This is a genomic window from Neobacillus solisequens, from assembly GCF_051233465.1.
Taxonomy (GTDB): domain Bacteria; phylum Bacillota; class Bacilli; order Bacillales; family Cytobacillaceae; genus Neobacillus.
Map to the genome: position 1 here is coordinate 117,242 of NZ_JBKFGJ010000003.1, position 18,315 is coordinate 135,556.

Annotated in this window: 19 protein-coding genes; 12 read left to right on the plus strand and 7 right to left on the minus strand. The window is 39.7% G+C overall.

What is annotated here, in order from left to right; all coding sequences use genetic code 11:
* Window positions 1-44 precede the first annotated feature (44 nt).
* The 6 genes from ACI3K6_RS04755 to ACI3K6_RS04780 all read right to left on the minus strand — a co-directional run bounded on the left by ACI3K6_RS04755 (window position 45) and on the right by ACI3K6_RS04780 (window position 5,428).
* On the minus strand, window positions 45-236 hold the full coding sequence (locus ACI3K6_RS04755; protein WP_335480993.1) for a hypothetical protein: 192 nt from the start codon (window positions 234-236) through the stop codon (window positions 45-47).
* 70 nt (window positions 237-306) lie between these two features.
* Window positions 307-516 (minus strand): YheE family protein, encoded by a 210-nt coding sequence (locus ACI3K6_RS04760; protein WP_335480995.1) that lies wholly within the window; start codon window positions 514-516, stop codon window positions 307-309.
* A 59-nt stretch (window positions 517-575) separates the two neighbouring features.
* Window positions 576-1,637, minus strand: a complete 1,062-nt coding sequence (locus ACI3K6_RS04765) for a YheC/YheD family endospore coat-associated protein (protein ID WP_435553945.1) — start codon at window positions 1,635-1,637, stop codon at window positions 576-578.
* Window positions 1,634-2,998 (minus strand): YheC/YheD family endospore coat-associated protein, encoded by a 1,365-nt coding sequence (locus tag ACI3K6_RS04770; RefSeq protein WP_435553946.1) that lies wholly within the window; start codon window positions 2,996-2,998, stop codon window positions 1,634-1,636. The genes ACI3K6_RS04765 and ACI3K6_RS04770 overlap by 4 nt, the downstream gene beginning before the upstream one ends.
* Window positions 2,976-4,076 carry a YheC/YheD family endospore coat-associated protein gene (locus ACI3K6_RS04775; protein ID WP_435553947.1) on the minus strand — a complete coding sequence of 367 codons (1,101 nt, stop codon included), beginning with the start codon at window positions 4,074-4,076 and terminating at the stop codon, window positions 2,976-2,978. Before ACI3K6_RS04775 ends, ACI3K6_RS04770 begins: the two co-directional genes overlap by 23 nt.
* Window positions 4,077-4,093: 17 nt before the next feature.
* The gene (locus tag ACI3K6_RS04780; RefSeq protein ID WP_435553948.1) at window positions 4,094-5,428 is read right to left on the minus strand and encodes a YheC/YheD family endospore coat-associated protein; all 1,335 of its coding nucleotides are present in this window, start codon (window positions 5,426-5,428) and stop codon (window positions 4,094-4,096) included.
* A 151-nt stretch (window positions 5,429-5,579) separates the two neighbouring features.
* On the opposite strand from ACI3K6_RS04780, the gene ACI3K6_RS04785 reads away from it, so the two are divergent.
* The 9 genes from ACI3K6_RS04785 to ACI3K6_RS04825 all read left to right on the plus strand — a co-directional run bounded on the left by ACI3K6_RS04785 (window position 5,580) and on the right by ACI3K6_RS04825 (window position 14,477).
* The gene (locus ACI3K6_RS04785; protein ID WP_435553949.1) at window positions 5,580-5,927 is read left to right on the plus strand and encodes a YlbF/YmcA family competence regulator; all 348 of its coding nucleotides are present in this window, start codon (window positions 5,580-5,582) and stop codon (window positions 5,925-5,927) included.
* Between the two features lie 101 nt (window positions 5,928-6,028).
* Window positions 6,029-6,898: a Cof-type HAD-IIB family hydrolase gene (locus tag ACI3K6_RS04790; protein WP_435553950.1), complete on the plus strand. Its 870-nt coding sequence runs from the start codon at window positions 6,029-6,031 to the stop codon at window positions 6,896-6,898.
* A 462-nt stretch (window positions 6,899-7,360) separates the two neighbouring features.
* Window positions 7,361-7,732, plus strand: a complete 372-nt coding sequence (locus ACI3K6_RS04795; RefSeq protein WP_435553951.1) for a hypothetical protein — start codon at window positions 7,361-7,363, stop codon at window positions 7,730-7,732.
* Between the two features lie 813 nt (window positions 7,733-8,545).
* Window positions 8,546-10,057 carry a coproporphyrinogen III oxidase gene (locus tag ACI3K6_RS04800; RefSeq protein ID WP_435553952.1) on the plus strand — a complete coding sequence of 504 codons (1,512 nt, stop codon included), beginning with the start codon at window positions 8,546-8,548 and terminating at the stop codon, window positions 10,055-10,057.
* A 163-nt stretch (window positions 10,058-10,220) separates the two neighbouring features.
* Window positions 10,221-11,012: an enoyl-CoA hydratase gene (locus ACI3K6_RS04805; RefSeq protein ID WP_335481970.1), complete on the plus strand. Its 792-nt coding sequence runs from the start codon at window positions 10,221-10,223 to the stop codon at window positions 11,010-11,012.
* Between the two features lie 142 nt (window positions 11,013-11,154).
* Window positions 11,155-11,388: a heavy-metal-associated domain-containing protein gene (locus ACI3K6_RS04810; RefSeq protein ID WP_435553953.1), complete on the plus strand. Its 234-nt coding sequence runs from the start codon at window positions 11,155-11,157 to the stop codon at window positions 11,386-11,388.
* Window positions 11,385-13,268, plus strand: coding sequence for a heavy metal translocating P-type ATPase (locus tag ACI3K6_RS04815; RefSeq protein ID WP_435553954.1), 1,884 nt, complete (start codon window positions 11,385-11,387; stop codon window positions 13,266-13,268). The genes ACI3K6_RS04810 and ACI3K6_RS04815 overlap by 4 nt, the downstream gene beginning before the upstream one ends.
* A gap of 14 nt (window positions 13,269-13,282) precedes the next feature.
* On the plus strand, window positions 13,283-13,753 hold the full coding sequence (locus ACI3K6_RS04820) for a flavodoxin (protein ID WP_435553955.1): 471 nt from the start codon (window positions 13,283-13,285) through the stop codon (window positions 13,751-13,753).
* A gap of 34 nt (window positions 13,754-13,787) precedes the next feature.
* On the plus strand, window positions 13,788-14,477 hold the full coding sequence (locus ACI3K6_RS04825; protein ID WP_335481962.1) for a Crp/Fnr family transcriptional regulator: 690 nt from the start codon (window positions 13,788-13,790) through the stop codon (window positions 14,475-14,477).
* Window positions 14,478-14,512: 35 nt separating this feature from the next.
* On the opposite strand, the gene ACI3K6_RS04830 is transcribed toward ACI3K6_RS04825, so the two are convergent.
* Window positions 14,513-14,698: a YhzD family protein gene (locus ACI3K6_RS04830; RefSeq protein WP_335481959.1), complete on the minus strand. Its 186-nt coding sequence runs from the start codon at window positions 14,696-14,698 to the stop codon at window positions 14,513-14,515.
* Window positions 14,699-14,826: 128 nt separating this feature from the next.
* Between ACI3K6_RS04830 and ACI3K6_RS04835 the strand changes: the two genes are divergently transcribed.
* The 3 genes from ACI3K6_RS04835 (at window position 14,827) to ACI3K6_RS04845 (ending at window position 18,303) form a co-directional block, all read left to right on the plus strand.
* Window positions 14,827-15,726 (plus strand): ABC transporter ATP-binding protein, encoded by a 900-nt coding sequence (locus ACI3K6_RS04835; protein ID WP_435553956.1) that lies wholly within the window; start codon window positions 14,827-14,829, stop codon window positions 15,724-15,726.
* Window positions 15,719-16,969 (plus strand): ABC transporter permease, encoded by a 1,251-nt coding sequence (locus ACI3K6_RS04840; protein WP_435553957.1) that lies wholly within the window; start codon window positions 15,719-15,721, stop codon window positions 16,967-16,969. The genes ACI3K6_RS04835 and ACI3K6_RS04840 overlap by 8 nt, the downstream gene beginning before the upstream one ends.
* Window positions 16,970-17,082: 113 nt before the next feature.
* The gene (locus tag ACI3K6_RS04845; protein ID WP_435553958.1) at window positions 17,083-18,303 is read left to right on the plus strand and encodes a metallophosphoesterase family protein; all 1,221 of its coding nucleotides are present in this window, start codon (window positions 17,083-17,085) and stop codon (window positions 18,301-18,303) included.
* Window positions 18,304-18,315: the final 12 nt, after the last annotated feature.

Genomic DNA, 18,315 nt, shown 5'->3' on the forward strand with positions numbered 1-18,315 from the left:
AAGATGATAAAAAAATAAAAACTGAGCGAGTGAATCTGCTCAGTTTAGTCGCATTCATATGGAGGTTGTTCTTCAGTCAGGTCACGCGCCTCTTCAATGTTGGTCGTTTCCTGGCGTGCGTGCACCGACCCACCGGACATGCCTTCATTAATCATTCTGTCTATATCAATGTATGCTTTATCTCTGCCCTCAAAGGCGGATCCATCATTGGTGAGTTTCTCTTTTTTTTCATTCATTTGCATTCATCCTTTCGAAATAACTAGCATTAGTTTTCCGAAAAGGATCATGTTTCATACAAAAATGCGATTACTCATAAACATGGTAGAGCATTAATTCGTGTATTTGACTGGTTAAAGCCTCCATTTCATCCTGTTCCGGGACTGTAGAGGTCCATTCAATTTTGCCGGTTTGGTGATAGACCCCAGTATACCTCTGTTTTTTATGATAGAAAGAAATGTTCCAGCCGGGAATTTCCTTATTTTCAAATAAAGGTTTAAACTGAAAGTGCATAATCATGTTTTCATCCCCCTCATTCAGCATTCGTTAAGTTAAGATTACCTTGTTTGAGAGAGGATTTAAATAGTATTTTTTTGGTTAGGTCGAAATTTTGTCAGCTCCTGGAACAATTGACATAGCCGCTCTATTTTGACTTCTTCAATTTCCGGTTCATCAAAGCTCATTGGTTTGGAGTTGACCTCGTAAATATAGTACTTTCCGTTTTTACTGATTCCTGCATCGATTGAAAATTCCCCGAAGTACCCTATTTTTTCTGTCAAAGCTTCTCCAATTGGTTCGATAATCCGTTCTATAAATTCTTCATGGAAACTTGATCTTATCAAATGATAGGGAAGCAGCTTCCCACCTGCAGGTATATGCGTGGTAATTCCCTGATCCTGTGATTGTCTGATTCCGATTCCAGTTAAGGAGTAAACCCCATTCTTTACATGAACAAGAATGCGAAAATCATAGCGATTTCCCTCGTATTCCGCGGAATGAATATCTTCCTGGGCTAAATAGGGATTGTTTAACAGGTGTTCCTGCCATTCCTGCCAAAATAGCTGAAAGGATGGAAAATGGGTAAGTAAATTTTTTGTTCCTTCTACATGTATCTGATCTTGCAAAAGCTTGATTCGATAAATCCCCTTACCCTTGGAAGCACTAGCAGGTTTTAGGTAGATACTTTTGTGCTTTTGTAAAAATAAAAATAGAGCATGCTCTTGTTGGACAAGGATGGTTTGGGGTAAATATTGTTTTAAGAAGGGGTGGTCTTTAAATAGGATATAAAGCTGATATTTATCAATAAAGCTTGGATTGAAAAAAGGGATCTTTCTTTCAATTAATGTTTCAATGAAGCGATGAAACGCCTTGGTTTGTTCCACCTTACGAAGTGGAATCCGATTATAAACGAGATCAGGGAAGGGAAATATCTCTTTTTTCCAAAGCCCGTCTTTCGGGTCAAATTGATAGCCGGTAATCTGGTCTTCCCCAACCCCCTCAAGGGTAAAAATAAAGCTTATTCCATTTTGTGAAATAAGCTTTTTCTGCAGCCTTTTAAAGAGAGAGGCATTACCAGCAATCGTCCCATCTGATTTGGTTGCCGTCATAATTCCAATAAGCGGTCGTACATTCTGCTTCATTTAAATAGCTCCTCAGGGTGGAGGAGAGACTGTTCTGTCAAAAAGATGGCAAAAGCCAGTGATAACTTTCTCGTTAAAAAATCAAAATGCTTCATATCTGGGTGACTGAAGATGGACCTTCCTGGCTTGGAATTTGCTTCAAAGAGCCAAATCTCACCATTACGGTCAATTCCTAAATCAAAACCAATTTCTCCAATAATGCCTTCAATATTTTCTTCCAGTACTTTGCTTAATTGAAGAGCTGCCTGTGTGAGCTTCTCGGTATATACATCACATTCCTCCTGCGAAAAAATTTCTGATAAGGTAGTGATTCTTCCACCGTTTCGCTTATGGGTCGTAACGCTGCCGGGACCGGCAATTTTTGCAGCAATCGCTGATACCTGCCAATTACCGAAATCATCTTTATTGGTGTGAACACGAAAATCCACGGCCTGTTTGTCGATACGAAGTAAATGAATTCCTTGCTGTACCAGCATATTTTCTAATGGCCTATTAGCAAAAACCCATTTAAATAACAGTTCAAGACTAGGGAATTTTCGAAGTCGATTGATTTCTTCCTGATCCTGGTAACGACAGTAATATTCGTCGGAATGTTTGTCATAAATAATCTGGTGGATTCCTAAGCCAAGACTGCCGTTTTTTGGCTTAATATAGACATGCCCATACTTAGACAGCATCGTTTCGATTAATGAAAACGAGGTAAACGGATGACTTTCTGGTAGATATCTCTCAACGGAAGCATCTTGATGCAATCTTTCATAAATTTCCAGCTTATTGAAAAAACCAGGGTTATACCATGGAATCAAATATTCCGTTTGAAGGCGTTCCTTGACTCGTTGCAATTTTGGAATACTTTCACTTCTCCGATTGGGAAGGCGGTCATAGATGACATTTGGAAAAGGTACCACCATTCTTTTCCAGGCATTGTCATGAAAAAAAAGTCCTTCTATAGTTCCCTGTTCCCAATCGATATCCGGCTCACCAAAAAGAAAGGCAAACGCGCCAACTGTCTTATTGAGAGATAACAGCTTTGAAAAAAATTCAGTCCTTTCACCAAGGGGCTGCTCCTGTTCTTGGGTAAACCCGGATGTGAAGATGCCGACAAGGGGACCTATATACAGTGTTTGTTGATCCGTAAAAACATGTAAGGATATCGGTAGATTTGGGATAGTAAGCTGCTTTTGAATGTCCCGGCTAATGACGATACAATTATTTTTATCTGGATGGGGGAGAAATTCCACCTCAAAGGACTTGGATCCAAAGGCAATACGAGTTAGTTGTTTGTTTTGAATAATTGAGGGAGGGCAAAAGACGATCTGTTGGTCGTTTTGCACAATTTCAATGAGATAGCGTTTTCTCATAAAAGGTCTTCCTTTCTGTATGACCGGTCTGGGCAAGATGCCTGGCATAGAGAAGGGGAGCACGGTAAAGTTGAGTGGATATTTCCGGTCGGGTTTGCAGAATCACCTTTCTACCAGGTTTGGAGTTCATATCAAGAATCCAGATTGATCCGTTTTTAGCGATGCCGATGTCTATGCCAAGCTCAAATAATGGTAAAAATTGATGCTCCAGCAAATGTGGCAGCTCATTCAGAATGTAATCAATTTCTTGATGAATAAATTCCGTTTTACCGGATAGAGAAGATGCCCAATCCATATAAGGTATAACGGTACCACCTGCACTTAAATTGGATAACACCCCGCCGGAATTTCCGATTCTAACCCCTCTACCCATCTCACCCCAAATTCCATTTTCGTTTTTTTGCAGCAATACGCGAACATCAAATGGCTGCAAAGCACTATTCGATAACTCCAGGTAGGGCTGTAACAGGTACTTGTGCTGAGCAATTAAGGTTTTTAACCAATGCAGAAGTTTTCGTTCATTTGGAAAGATGCGTGATATGATTTTCTTGTTCTTTTCCGTTTTAACATGATAGCTTTTTTCGTTTATTTTAATATAGTAAATTCCATAGCCTTGAGAGCCATTGACAGGCTTAATGATCACCTTTTTCATTTTCTTCAACGATGCCAAGACCATCTCCGGTTGGGCAACTAATTCTGTTGAAGGCAAATAGGCAGACAAAACAGAGGTTTTTAGTGTCTCGTAAAGCTCATGTTTATTCGGTAATCCATAGCCTAAAAAAGTAATATCATTTCTGCTTTTTAACCAGGATACGACCGGCAAACATTTTTTTGAATGCTCGTCATCTCCGTAATAGCAACGGTCATAAAGAATGGCGGGAATGGGAAACTCGGTGTCCTCCCAAATTCCGGTTTGGTTATTGAATTTTCTCCCATTTACTTTTAATGAATGTGGATTGATTTCATACGGAATAAACCGGTAGCATTCAATCCCACATTGTTCGGCGTGCCGCGCCATCTCTGTAATATAAGAAGCTTCACTATCTAAATGCAATGACATGATTCCCAATGCTATCAATTTTTTCTACCTCATTTTCAACAGTTATAGTCAAAAGATAATATTGTACAAAACCGAATGATGGCCTTTGCAGAAGGCCTGATTTTACCGGTTGGTTCCTCGTTAAATTTAGAGGGCTTTGAGTTTACTTCAATTAACCATGGTTTGCCGTTTAGGTCCACACCAATGTCAATTCCCAATTCACCTGTAATCCCCTTGGAACGCAATCCGGTTATTTGAGCAATCCTAAGTGACAATTCTTTTATCATGTCTAGAGCTTCCAAGGCTTTTTTGGGCCCGAAGCAAAACCTTAATACCTCCAAAGATTTTGTGGTGGTTCCACCTCTTGCAATATTGGAGACGATCTCGTTCTCTGCCCCGACTCTGGCAACAATCGAAGTAATAACCCACTGATGCTCATGATTTTTATGGCATAGTACTCTAAAATCCAAGGGATTAGAATCTATTGTGACGAGGGAAAGACCTTCTTGGATAATATAAACTGACTTACCCAGTAAACTGAGAATTTTTCGATAGAGCTGATCAAATGGTAAATCTTGTTCCGTTCGATTCATAATGGAGGTCTGAAAGGAATAATGATTAGAGGTGGACTTCTCGATTTTTGTAATATGTCTTCCTTGGCTGCCATGAATTGGTTTGATAAAAACAGTATCATATTGCTGTACGAATAGTTCGAAGCTCTCTTTTGATAAAATTTGTGTTTCAGGAAGATAATTTTGTAGGTGTGGCTGTTCTCTAAGCCACTCATTTACCTCCCATTTTGAAAAGAATCGATCATTAAAAAGCGGGATCACCTGTTGTTCCAGCCCTGTACGAAACTTCTTAAATCTCGGTATTTGTTCAAGTTTGCGGGAGGCACGATTATAAATCACATCGGGTGAAGGAAGTTTTGCCGACAGCCATTTGCCTTCTTCATAGTAGTAACCAGTCTGGGCATATGATTCACAAGAAAAAACGTAAAAAAAACCGCCCTTCTCAGAAACTACTTGATGAAGTTCTTCGCAAAATTGCTGTAATCGAGAAAATGGTTTTTTTTCCGTCGGGGAGAATTCCATAAGCAACCCAATGATTGGTCCTAGTTTCATTGAATGGCTGGATGAATCATATTTTGTGAGAAATTGATATTTTTTTATTGGCAGGGATAGTTCAATGAAAATTTTTTCAGACATATGGATTTCATTGCCCAGCATTGGCTTAGTATGAACACGGACTTGAATTGAAGACCTTCCCAGTATAAGTGTTAATTCCGTCTCTATTTGCAATTGTTTGTATAATTGTTCAGATAATTGGATGTAGCACTCATCTACCTGTTTTTGAGGAACAATGGTGACAGGGATTAATGGAACAGACATAATCACTCCTCATTTATTTAAGAATAGGCATTTGCTGATATAAGTATGGTATGAAAATACTGGATAGAAGGTGAATTGAACATTCTCGCAATCAAGCGAATAGTTTGTTATAGTTGGGAAGAATTGTATTAAAAAAGGAGTGGACCTACAAATGGCAGTTAATTTATATGATTCTGCATATGCATTAGAAACGGCAATTCGCCAAAGTGATGAGTATAGACAATTACAGCAAGCTTATAATGAAGTGAACGCGGATCCTCAGGCAAAGCAAATGTTTGATCACTTCCGGCAAATTCAATTAAACCTGCAGCAAAAACAAATGATGGGACAAAATATTTCCGAACAAGAGGTCCAACAGGCTCAGACTACTGTGGCACAAGTTCAACAAAACGAAAAAATTTCCCGCCTTATGCAGGCAGAACAACGCATGAGTATAATTATTGGAGAACTAAATCAATTAATCATGAAGCCTCTTGCTGAGTTGTACGGCGAAGTTTAATCTTAAAATCTAGTCCATCTTTCACTGCCCTGTTCTATAAATAAGTGAGGTCACATAAAACTGATATAGGAGTAACTTCACGAAGAACAGGGGGCAACAGGATGATTTACCGCATGCTAGCATTGAATATTGACGGCACGCTGTTACAAACCAATGGCCGAATGCACAAGGCAACAAAAGATGCCGTTGAATATGTACAAGGGAAAGGGATTTATGTAACACTTGTTACGTCACGCTGCTTCCCATCTGCCCAAAAGGTGGCAAAGGCGTTAAAGATAAAATTACCGTTAGTTACCCATCAAGGAGCCTATATTGCTGCTCCTGATTCTGAGCCACTTTTGGTTAAGCGGATCAATGAAGAAATCACCTATGATACGGTCCAATTACTTGAGACCTTACCTTGTCAAATCCGGCTTGTGCATGAGGAATTTTCCTTAGCGAATAAATTTAAATTGCATAATAATCTTCTGGCTAAAACGGTGTTTACCTCGGGGGATCCAATGTTCTATTCTCAGCAATTTGTGCCAACCCTGAGTGAATATTTACATGAACAAAAAGTGGCTCCTCCTAAAATTGAGGCCTATTTTGAAAAACCAAGAGACCTGGAGGATGCAAGAACTGCGATCGAAAAGATGTTTACCGAAATTCAGGCAATTAAGCTGGATTCCCTGCGTTTAGATATTGTACCTGCAGGCGTATCCAAACTGGATGGCTTGGCTCATTTGGGAAGCCATCTCGGCTTTGCGCTGAAAGAAATGGTCTATATTGGGGATTCCTTGGATGATATCCCGTTAATTGAAGCGGCAGGTCTAGGTGTCTCCATGTGGAATGCTGGCTATGATGTTAAACGGGCCTCCGACTGGGTCACACGTTCGGAAAACGAACAAGGCGTTGCCTACATGGTAAAAGAACACTTCCGAAAGCAACAGCCAATCGAGTTTTTGCGGAAAATGAAAATTATTAAAAAGTAGTTATTATGAAAAATACCATGGGTGTGTATGCCTGTGGTATTTTTGTTTGGAAATCAAAGGGCAAACTTTGGACAAGGCAAGGCGAAAAAAGCGAGGTTGAGTCTGAAGACGAGGAAACTTCGGACAAGGCAAGGCGAAAAAAGCAGGGCAGTGTCTGAAGCTGAGCCGACTTCGACAAGGAGGAGCCAAAAGAAGCAAGAGCGCGTCCAAAGCCGAGCCGACTTCAGACAAGGAGGAGCCAAAGAAGCAAGAGCGAGTCCGAAGCTATGTTAACTTCGGACAAGGCAAAGCGAAAAGAGCAAGGCAGTGTCTGAAGCCGAGCGGACTTCAGACAAGGAGGAGCCAAAGAAGCAAGAGCGAGTCCGAAGCTGAGCCGACTTCAGACAAGGAGGAGCCAAGGAAGCAAGAGCGAGTCCGAAGCTATGTTAATTTCGGACAAGGCAAAGCGAAAAGAGCAAGGCAGTGTCTGAAGCAGAGCCGACTTCAGACAAGGAAGAGCCAAAAAAGCAAGAGCGAGTCCGAAGCTATGTTAACTTCGGACAAGGCAAAGCGAAAAGAGCAAGGCAGTGTCTGAAGCCGAGCGGACTTCAGACAAGGAGGAGCCAAAGAAGCAAGAGCGAGTCCGAAGCTGAGCCGACTTCAGACAAGGAGGAGCCAAGGAAGCAAGAGCGAGTCCGAAGCTATGTTAATTTCGGACAAGGCAAAGCGAAAAGAGCAAGGCAGTGTCTGAAGCCGAGCCGACTTCAGACAAGGAAGAGCCAAAAAAGCAAGAGCGAGTCCGAAGCTATGTTAACTTCGGACAAGGCAAAGCGAAAAGAGCAAGGCAGTGTCTGAAGCCGAGCGGACTTCAGACAAGGAGGAGCCAAAGAAGCAAGAGCGAGTCCGAAGCTGAGCCGACTTCAGACAAGGAGGAGCCAAGGAAGCAAGAGCGAGTCCGAAGCTATGTTAATTTCGGACAAGGCAAAGCGAAAAGAGCAAGGCAGTGTCTGAAGCCGAGCCGACTTCAGACAAGGAAGAGCCAAAAAAGCAAGAGCGAGTCCGAAGCTATGTTAACTTCGGACAAGGCAAAGCGAAAAGAGCAAGGCAGTGTCTGAAGCCGAGCGGACTTCAGACAAGGAGGAGCCAAAGAAGCAAGAGCGAGTCCGAAGCCGAGACGACTTCAGACAAGGAGGAGTCAGAAGAAGCAAGAGCGCGTCCAAAGCAGAAATGTTAACTTCGGACAAGGTAAGGTGAAAAGAGCAAGGCAGTGTCTGAAGCCGAGCGGACTTCAGACAAGGAGGATCCAAAGAAGCAAGAGCGAGTCCGAAGCTGAGCGGACTTCAGACAAGGAGGAGCCAAAAGAAGCAAGAGCGCGTCCAAAGCTGAGGGGACTTCAGACAAGGAGGAGCCAAAAGAAGCAAGAGCGAGTCCAAAGCTGAGCGGACTTCAGACAAGGAGGAGCCTAGGAAGCAAGAGCGAGTTCGAAGCCGAGCCAAATTCAGAAAATGATAACCAAGAAACTAAGATAGTTGCGAGAAATTGATGTGATTAATTCCTGCGTATTACATCACCTAGACCAAATAAACCTGATAATCATTTCCACTATATTGACCTTATTTTAGCGATTTTGTACACTTAAGGGAGCTTAATTTGAAAAGGTGATAACACTTGCGAATTTCCATACTAGGGTTAGAGGATGAAAGATTTAAACGGCCGCTTCAGCTGATTGCCAATTTGTTTTTTGAAGAGACAAAAATTGATCTGTCAGGATCCGATGATGGTGATTTAACTATATATTTTCATATGCGAATTTCAGAGCAGATTGTTGTTTCTGCAGAATTAAAGGATTCCAACGGAAAAACTCATGTTAACCAATATCAAAAGAAATTGATTGAAACTGATTCGGAAAAAGAACATTTTAAACAAATCAAAGTCGCGGTTTCCCATGTCTATCTTTCTGTATTGCAGGATTGGACCGGCATAGTACAAAAATGGGGAATCTTAACCGGTGTCAGACCAACAAAGCTTCTGCACAAGAGCACCAAGGAAGGCATTCCGCAAACTATTGCCCACAAGCAATTGAAAGAGGAATACCTTATTACCGATGAAAAAATCAATCTCATGCAGCATATTATCGACCGGCAATTGGCGGTAATACCTGACCTGTATTCTTTACAAAAAGAAGTGAGTATTTATATCGGTATCCCATTCTGCCCGACAAAATGTGCTTATTGCACCTTCCCCGCCTACGCGATCAATGGCCGGCAAGGATCAGTAGATTCCTTCTTAGGCGGTCTACACTATGAAATGAAAAAAATCGGCGAATGGCTAAAGGAAAAAGGCATTCGGATTACAACAGTCTATTATGGCGGCGGGACACCAACAAGTATTACTGCTGAAGAAATGGATATGCTTTATGAAGAAATGTACACTTCTTTCCCTGAAGTAGAAAAGATTCGCGAAATAACCGTTGAAGCTGGGCGTCCGGATACCATTACTCCTGAAAAATTAGAGGTTTTGAAAAAGTGGAAGATTGACAGAATCAGTATTAATCCACAATCCTATACCCAGGAAACGTTAAAGGCAATTGGGAGACACCATACGGTTACCGAAACCATCGAAAAATACCACTTGGCTCGGCAAATGGGCATGAACAATATCAACATGGATTTGATTATTGGCCTGCCAGGCGAAGGGATCCCTGAATTTACACATTCTTTAAAAGAAACCGAAAAGCTGATGCCAGAATCATTGACTGTTCATACCTTATCCTTCAAACGTGCTTCCGAAATGACAAAAAATAAAGAGAAATACAAAGTAGCTGATCGGTCTGAAGCTGAAAAAATGATGGAGCTGGCTCAGGATTGGACTGCAGAACACGGCTATGCACCTTACTATTTATATAGACAAAAGAACATTCTTGGAAATCTGGAGAATGTCGGATATAGCTTGCCAAATCAAGAAAGTATTTACAATATTATTATTATGGAAGAACTTCAAACCATTATCGGTTTGGGCTGCGGTGCATCCAGTAAATTTATTCACCCTTTGACGGGAAAAATTACTCATTTTGCAAATCCGAAAGATCCGAAGTCCTATAATGATGCTTTTGAGGCATATACAGAACAAAAAATTACTATATTAAACGAACTCTTTTCAGAAAAAGGTTCCCATGCTTAACAGGCGGGGGCCTTTTTGCGTGAAGAACCATTCCGAGATTTTTTTAAAAGGTGTAGTAAATCAAAGCAAAGTAGAAATCCTTTATTATAAATTTTTGATTTATTTGGAAAATTCAACTTCAATCCGATATAATGGAATTGAATAAAGGAGAGGAGGGGTAAAAATGGTATTAAATTTTACAACAGATAAAGTGAATTTACGCGTGGATGGCCGTGTGGCAACGGTAGAAATAAACCGTCCGGAAGCTCTAAATGCAATGGATGTAGATGTAATAAAGGGGTTAGTTTACAGGCTTAAGGAAATCGGGGAATCGGATGAAGTGGATATTGTCGTTATAACTGGGAACGGTAGAGCCTTCTCAGCTGGGGGAGACATTAAAACCATGCTTTCGAACATGAATGAAAGCGATTTCTATCCGGTGATGGATTATATCAGCGAATTAATTATAACTCTCTATAGTATTCCGAAGCTGACGATTAGTGCTGTAACAGGGGCTGCAGCAGGATTGGGATTCAGCTTGGCATTAGCCACCGATCATATCATTGCTGATGCAAACAGCAAATTGGCAATGAACTTTATCGGAATCGGTTTAATTCCTGATGGAGGAGCCCACTTCTTTTTAGAAAAGAGATTAGGAGAATTAAAGGCAAAGCAAGTCATTTGGGATGGGAAAATGATGACCGCAGAGGAAGCGTTGTCATTGGGTCTCATTCAAGAGGTTTCAAATGGAGATTTGCAGGATGCTGTACATACAAGAATTAACGACTGGTTAAGCCGTCCGGTCCTAGCCATGATTAAAACGAAAAAAATCTTGGCTGAGAAAAATCGTCCGCAGCTTCTAAAAATTCTAGAACTTGAAAAATACGGTCAGCAAAAAATGCGTGAAACTGCTGACCATAAAGAGGGAATTACGGCATTTCTTGAAAAGAGAAAACCTAGGTTTATAGGGGAATAAACAAAATTCAAAGCAAGGCAAGTAAGTGATCTTTTACTTACTTGCTTTTTTTATGCACTTTTATTTAAAACTTGATTTTGGTCAAGTTTTTTTAATGGTTGAGTCATTAAGATAAGGGTATAACCAAAAGGAGGAGAATCAAATGATAAAAGCAGTATTTCAGTTAGAACCATTCACATGCCCATCCTGTATTTCTAAAATAGAATCCAGCCTTTCCAAAAAAGCCGGGGTGGAATCAGTAAAAGTTTACTTTAATCTTGGGAAAATTAAAATGCAATTTGATGAAGGGAAAACTAGCGCAGGTAGTATCAAGGAAACTTTAAATCGATTAGGATATATGGTTTTATCATCCAAAGTTTCGAAGGTGAAAGAATGAAAGCTGCAATTCCAAAAAATAAAAACCGTCTTATCGTTGTTGCAGGCTTTTTGATCATCACCAGTTTCTTGGCGGGGCATATGCATATGGTCCTGGCACAAAGAGTTTTGGCCATTGTTTCCACTTTAATAGCCAGTGTTCCTATATTTTTTAAAGCCTATCGGTCGTTAAGAGTGAAAATTATCAGTATAGAATTATTGGTCTGTATGGCCGTGATAGGTGCAATTTCTATTCATGAATATACAGAATCCTCCATCGTTACATTCCTATTCTTATTAGGGGAGTATCTGGAGGCTCGGACACTGAAGAAAACACGAGAATCTTTAAAAGAACTAATGGATATGGCGCCCCGAGAGGCGGTGGTTATCCGTAATAGTAATCATGTAACGATATCAGTAGAAGAAGTAGTGGTCGGAGATCGATTGGTTATTCGTTCCGGCGGCAAGATCCCGGTTGATGGAAAAATTGTAACAGGTCATGCATTCATTAATGAAGCAACGATAACCGGTGAATCTGTTTCAGTAGTGAAAACAGCCGGAATTCCAGTCTTTAGCGGCACAATTGTTGAAAATGGTTATATTGAAATGATAGCGGAAAAGGTTGGGGAGGACACAGCTTTTGCGAAAATTATTGAATTAGTGGAGGAAGCCCAAGAGTCAAAAACAAAATCAGAAAGATTTTTAAATAGATTTTCAAAGATGTATACACCATCCATTATGTTTTTGTCCATTCTAGTATTTGGAATAACGAGAAATATCGAAATGGCCATCACCTTCCTTGTGATTGCTTGCCCAGGGGCCCTAGTAATTGGTGCTCCGGTTTCAAGTGTTGCTGGTATGGGTAATGGAGCCAATAACGGGGTACTGGTAAAAGGTGTTGATGGAATGGAGAAATTCTCTAAAGCAGATACTGTTATTTTTGATAAAACAGGTACATTAACACAAGGAAAGCCAGTGGTTACTGACATTAAAACATTTCAATCAATCGATTCTCATGAATTATTAAGGCTAGTGGCACAGGCTGAAATGATTTCAGAACATCCTCTTGGAGAAACGATTGTTAGGGAAGCAAGGACTCGAAACTTGAACCTAAAAAACGAATATGAATTTGCTGAAGTGATAAAAGGATATGGAGTTCGGGCAAAAGCAAAGGGGGGTCATTTAGTAATTGGTAACCAAAGACTCATGAAGAAGGAAAATATCCATTTTTCAAAAGATATTGCAGCCTATGCGGTTGCCAGAGAAAAGGAGGGGAATACCGCTATTTTTGCGGCATTGAATGGAAAAATTGCTGGTATTATATCCATTACTGACCAGATTCGTGAGGATGCACAGAGGGTAATTGATGATATAAAAAAAAATGGAATAAAAAGAGTTGTCATCTTAACTGGTGATAATCAACATACAGCTGAATTAGTTTCAAATAAATTAAAAATAGACGAGTATTACGCAGAATTATTACCAGAAGACAAAGTGAATTTCGTGAAAAAATTAAAAGAAAAGGGCTCAATTGTAGCGATGGTGGGAGATGGAATTAATGATGCACCCGCAATAGCAACAGCAGATATAGGGATAGCAATGGGCATGGGAGGAACAGACATTTCAAAGGAGACAGCTGAGATTGTTTTAATGGGGGATTCATTTACACAACTCGCACATGCTTACGCACTATCAAAAGCTACTGTTCGCAATATTAAACAGAATACATTCTTTGCAGTATGCATTGCTTTTGTTCTCTTAATAGGTGTTTTAACAGGATTTGTTCATCTGGCTTCCGGAATGTTCGTTCACCAAGGAAGTGTATTATTAGTCATTCTGAATGCCACAAGATTAATTAGGTTTCAAGCAACTACCAAGTTTCACAATATCCATGCCAGATAAGGGGTTTAATATTCATGAAAGCAAAAATACTAATTGTATATGCAAGTATGACAGGCAATACAGAGGAAATGGCTCATTTAATTGGAGATGGTGTTATCCAAGCTGGTGCTGTTTTGGTTCGAAAGGATATTATAGAGGTAAGTGCTGCAGACCTTCAATCATACGATGGAATTTTGATAGGAGCCTACACTTGGGGAGATGGAGATCTGCCTGATGAGTTTCTTGATTTTTATGAAGAAATGGATCCTTTGCACTTAAGTGGAAAAAAGACAGCAGTTTTTGGTTCCTGCAGTTCTTCCTATGAGCACCGGGGAAGAGCAGTGGATCTTCTAATTGAAAAATTAACAGAAATAGGTGCAGATATCAAACTAAAGGGGTTAAAAATCGATTTAGCGCCATCATCTGAGGAAAAGAAGCTATGTATCCAATACGGAAGATCCTTTGTTGAAAAATCATTCGGCTTAATCGGTACAGTTACTCCATAATCCTTCACAATAAATAAAATAGGGGTGGGAGACAGTGAGTATTGAAAATAAAAATTTGGAATGTGGTCATCATTCATGTGTTTCGTTAGTCCCAATATTTGATCATTTAGACTGTGAACACATGGAAGAAATTAGGTCCTTAACTCAATCAGCGAATTACCAAAAGGGAGAAATTATTTTCAGGGCTGGTGATCAGGCTGATACGCTTTATATTGTAAATAAGGGGAAAATTAGAATTTATCGACTTTCTGAGTCCGGGAAAGAACAGCTTGTTCGAATATTAAATCCAGGAGATTTCACGGGCGAACTTACTATATTTAAAAAGGACTTTCACGAATCATTTGGAGAGGCTGTGGAAGCAACCGATGTTTGTATGATTAGGCAATCAGATTTCCAAGAACTATTATTAAAATTCCCATCGATTTCGTTAAAGATACTGGCAGAATTTTCGATGAGGTTAGAGCAATCAGAAAAACAAACGACAAGGTTTGCGACAGAAAAGGTTGAAACAAGATTGGCACTCTTCTTGGCTGAATGTATAAGTCATGATCAATCTAACGAAATTACCTTGCCTATGAGTAAAAAAGATCTAGCATCCTATTTAGGAACAACGCCTGAAACAATCAGTCGTAAATTAGCTGAATTAGAAAACCAAGGATATATTGAACAAAAGAAACAAAAAAAAATTAAAATTATTAATTTAGATGGACTTTTACTTGTTTAGAAAGCCCCTCTCACTATGCAAGAGGGGCAGGGATTTTAGGAATGAAAAAGCAATAGTTTTCCACTGGGTGAAGTACACCGATGGGTCTTTTCAAGAAAATTTTTCTCAGATAAAAGTTTTTCCCCTTGTGCCTTTGCGGCATCGTCATGTTCAGCCTGAAAGGATTCCTCAAAAAGCTTCTCACCATTTGTTTCAAAAACAGTTAATTTATACGTTTTCATTTTACATACCCCTTTTTTAAAAAGATGCTTACTATTATTTTTGCATAATTCCATCAATTTAGCAAAGAGAAAATACGAAACCAATATATGGTATAATCGTAGTACTATAGAAAGGAGTGAGCGGTTCAATGGTATTGAAACTGGAACATGTAACTAAGCGCTTTGGTCAGTTTACTGCTGTAAATAACTTATCTATAACGATACCCGAAAAAGAGATGTTTGGTTTCTTAGGGGCAAACGGTGCTGGAAAGACAACAACTTTTAGGATGATTCTAGGCTTACTGGATGCAAGCGAAGGAAAGGTTACTTGGGATGACCAACCGATAAATTACTCCACAAGCCATCTTGTTGGTTATCTTCCTGAGGAACGTGGGCTTTATCCAAAACTAAAAGTTCGAGATCAAATAGTGTATTTAGCTAGATTAAGAGGAATGGCCAAAAGCGAGGCGCTTAAGGAATTACGGATGTGGCTGGAACGGTTTAAGGTACCTGAATATGAGGATAAACGGGTCGAAGAACTCTCCAAAGGAAACCAGCAAAAAATTCAATTTATCGCAGCAGTTATACATAAACCAAAGTTAATTATTCTGGATGAACCGTTTAGTGGACTAGATCCTGTAAACGTTGAACAGTTAAAAAGTGCGGTCCTGTCATTAAAGGAAAATGGAGCAACTATCGTGTTTTCCAGCCATCAGATGCATCATGTCGAAGAAATGTGCGAACATTTATGCATTTTACAAAAAGGGCATCCTGTTGTTTCAGGTGCTTTAAAAGAAATTAAACGTGATTTCGGTAAAAAAAATCTCATTATTCATGCTGATTTCGCCCTAGATTATCTACAAGACTTTCCAGGAGTGGTCAAAACGAGGTCAACAATGGAGGGGATGGAATTGCAGATTGAAGGTGAAAGTGTAGCGGAGAATATCTTAAAAGAAATTGTGAACAAAGGGTTTATTCGAAAATTTGCACTGGAAGAGCCTTCATTAAATGATATCTTTATTGAGAAAGTAGGTAATTCATATGAATAGTTTTTGGATTATTCTCTTCCATACCTATCTAAATAAATTGAAAACAAAATCCTTTATCATTACAACATTGCTAACGGTACTGATCGTATTAGGCTTGACTAATATTAATCAAATCATCGATTTCTTTGATAAAGGTGGCAAAGATAAGATTGCAGTGCTGGATGAAACCGGACAGCTATACAAGCCGTTCAAACAGCAAATGAGTGCAATTAATAAAGATCTGGAGCTTGTTCATTATAAGAAAAATGAGCAAGCCGCGGAGAAAGCGGTAAAAAATGGTGATTACACTGGTGCGGTCCAGTTACGATTTGACCAAGATCAGCTGCCTGAAGCGACCTTTAAGGCGATGACCATAGCAGATTCAACCATATCGACTGACTTACAAACGGGCTTGCAGCAGTTAAAAACAATGCTAGCCGCTTCTAAAATCAACCTAAGTCAGGATCAATTGCAAAAGCTCTATAAGCCGGTGACCTTTGAAAAGAAAGCGCTGGAGAAGAATGCAAAAACAGAGGAAGAGTTAAATCAGGCAAGAGGGCTCGTGTACGTTCTCCTGTTCGTTATCTATTTCGCCGTTATTATGTATGCCAATATGATTGCTATGGAAGTTGCCACGGAAAAATCATCTAGGGTGATGGAAATCCTTATTTCAAGTGTTTCTCCGATAAAACAAATGTTTGCCAAGATCCTAGGAATTGGATTATTAAGTTTGACACAATTAGCAGCTTTTTTAATAGTAGGCTATTTCTCTTTCAAGCATAATCTTGATTCGTTAAAAGATGGTTTCTTTGGTGTTTATGGATTTGGGGATGTACCTACAGCTACGATTGTATATGCAGTCATTTTCTTTATTCTTGGTTATTTTCTTTATGCAACTCTTGCCGCTTTCTTGGGATCACTGGTGAGTAGAATTGAAGACGTCCAACAGATGATTACACCGATGACAATGTTAGTGGTGGCTGGCTTCATGATTGCGATGTTTGGCCTAGGCAAGCCTGATGCATCGTTTATCACTGTTACTTCCTATATCCCATTCTTTACCCCAATGATTATGTTCTTGCGTGTCGGGATGCTGACGATTCCAACTTGGGAAGCAATTGTAGGCATAGGTCTCTTACTTGCCACCATTATTGTTTTAGCGGTATTTGGAGCCAGGGTCTATCGCGGAGGAGTCCTCATGTATGGAAAATCAAATTCATTTAAAGATATTAAAAAGGCCTTGCAATTAACAAAAAATGAATAACTTGTTTGAGCTTTACCGATTTCGGTAAAGCTTTTAATATATTATTATACAGAACGTGCATTCGTATTTTAATGGTGGTACAATAAAGAAAAGACAAACTAAGGGGAAGTTTTATGAAAAAGATATCGTTTATTCATGCGGCAGATCTCCATTTAGATAGCCCGATGATTGGCTTGCAGCATTTGCCGATCCAGCTTTTTAACAGAGTAAAAGAAAGTACTTTTACTGCCTTTAAAAAAATCACTGAGGCAGCGATTAAACTTGAGGTTGATTTTATTATTTTGGCAGGGGATTTGTTTGATGGAGAGGACAGGAGTCTGAGGGCGCAATCACGATTTCGTATGGAGATGCTGAAATTGGCAGAAAAAGAGATATCTGTTTATGTCATTCACGGCAATCACGACCACTTAAATGGTTCGTGGGTCCGTCTTGACATGCCGGAAAATGTTCATATATTTAAACCGGAGGTAGAATCGAAATTACATACGACTAAATTGGGGGTCACAGTACGTCTTTACGGCTTTAGTTATCCGACTAGACATGTGTATGAAAGAAAAATAGATAACTATCAAAAGACGGAAGGAGCCGATTTTCATATCGGCATTTTGCATGGAAATGAAGGGGCAGGAACAGAGCACGATAATTACGCCCCATTTTTAGTCAAGGACCTGCAGGAAAAAGATTTTGACTACTGGGCTTTGGGGCATATTCATAAGCGAACTATTCTTTCCGAAATGCCACCAATCATTTATCCAGGAAATATCCAGGGTAGAAATAAGAAGGAGACCGGGGCAAAGGGATTTTATCATATATCATTGACAGAATTGGAACCTACTGCTGACTTTATTGAATCTTCGGATATTGTGTGGGAGACCATTGAGGTAGATGCTTCCTCCGCAGATAGTTTACAGGACATCCTTTTTTTATGTCAATCTACCATAAACCAATGTCGAAAAGAGGGGATTGGGACCTTCCTAGATCTCACGTTAAATAATATTTTACTAGAAGATGTTCAGGAGAAAAGGACAATGGAAGCAGAGTTATTAGAGCTGCTATTGGATGATGAGAAGGACGAGCAGTCCTTCGTTTGGGTTGTGGAATTAACCATTCAGGAAAAGATGGAAATCGATAAGGAGCAGCTAAAAAAAGAAGCGAATTTCTATTCAGAGCTTTTTTCAACGATCGAGCAGTTGGAAGAGGCAGGGATTGGCAGAAATTCCTTATATGATCATCATGTAGGCAAAAAATTTCTATCACCATTGTCAATGGAAGAACAAAAAGAGTTATTGAAGAAGGCCGAGAAATTATTAATTGATTTATTATATCAACAATAGAAAGGAGCTGGT

Excerpts from the sequence above, each read along its gene's own strand:
- ACI3K6_RS04820 (WP_435553955.1), top strand. The coding sequence starts at position 13,283 with ATGAAAGCAAAAATACTAATTGTATATGCAAGTATGACAGGCAATACA.
- ACI3K6_RS04840 (WP_435553957.1), top strand. The coding sequence starts at position 15,719 with ATGAATAGTTTTTGGATTATTCTCTTCCATACCTATCTAAATAAATTG.
- ACI3K6_RS04805 (WP_335481970.1), top strand. The coding sequence starts at position 10,221 with ATGGTATTAAATTTTACAACAGATAAAGTGAATTTACGCGTGGATGGC.
- ACI3K6_RS04765 (WP_435553945.1), bottom strand. The coding sequence starts at position 1,637 with ATGAAGCAGAATGTACGACCGCTTATTGGAATTATGACGGCAACCAAA.
- ACI3K6_RS04760 (WP_335480995.1), bottom strand. The coding sequence starts at position 516 with ATGATTATGCACTTTCAGTTTAAACCTTTATTTGAAAATAAGGAAATT.
- ACI3K6_RS04815 (WP_435553954.1), top strand. The coding sequence starts at position 11,385 with ATGAAAGCTGCAATTCCAAAAAATAAAAACCGTCTTATCGTTGTTGCA.
- ACI3K6_RS04790 (WP_435553950.1), top strand. The coding sequence starts at position 6,029 with ATGATTTACCGCATGCTAGCATTGAATATTGACGGCACGCTGTTACAA.
- ACI3K6_RS04785 (WP_435553949.1), top strand. The coding sequence starts at position 5,580 with ATGGCAGTTAATTTATATGATTCTGCATATGCATTAGAAACGGCAATT.
- ACI3K6_RS04755 (WP_335480993.1), bottom strand. The coding sequence starts at position 236 with ATGAATGAAAAAAAAGAGAAACTCACCAATGATGGATCCGCCTTTGAG.
- ACI3K6_RS04835 (WP_435553956.1), top strand. The coding sequence starts at position 14,827 with ATGGTATTGAAACTGGAACATGTAACTAAGCGCTTTGGTCAGTTTACT.
- ACI3K6_RS04830 (WP_335481959.1), bottom strand. The coding sequence starts at position 14,698 with ATGAAAACGTATAAATTAACTGTTTTTGAAACAAATGGTGAGAAGCTT.
- ACI3K6_RS04810 (WP_435553953.1), top strand. The coding sequence starts at position 11,155 with ATGATAAAAGCAGTATTTCAGTTAGAACCATTCACATGCCCATCCTGT.
- ACI3K6_RS04770 (WP_435553946.1), bottom strand. The coding sequence starts at position 2,998 with ATGAGAAAACGCTATCTCATTGAAATTGTGCAAAACGACCAACAGATC.
- ACI3K6_RS04845 (WP_435553958.1), top strand. The coding sequence starts at position 17,083 with ATGAAAAAGATATCGTTTATTCATGCGGCAGATCTCCATTTAGATAGC.
- ACI3K6_RS04780 (WP_435553948.1), bottom strand. The coding sequence starts at position 5,428 with ATGTCTGTTCCATTAATCCCTGTCACCATTGTTCCTCAAAAACAGGTA.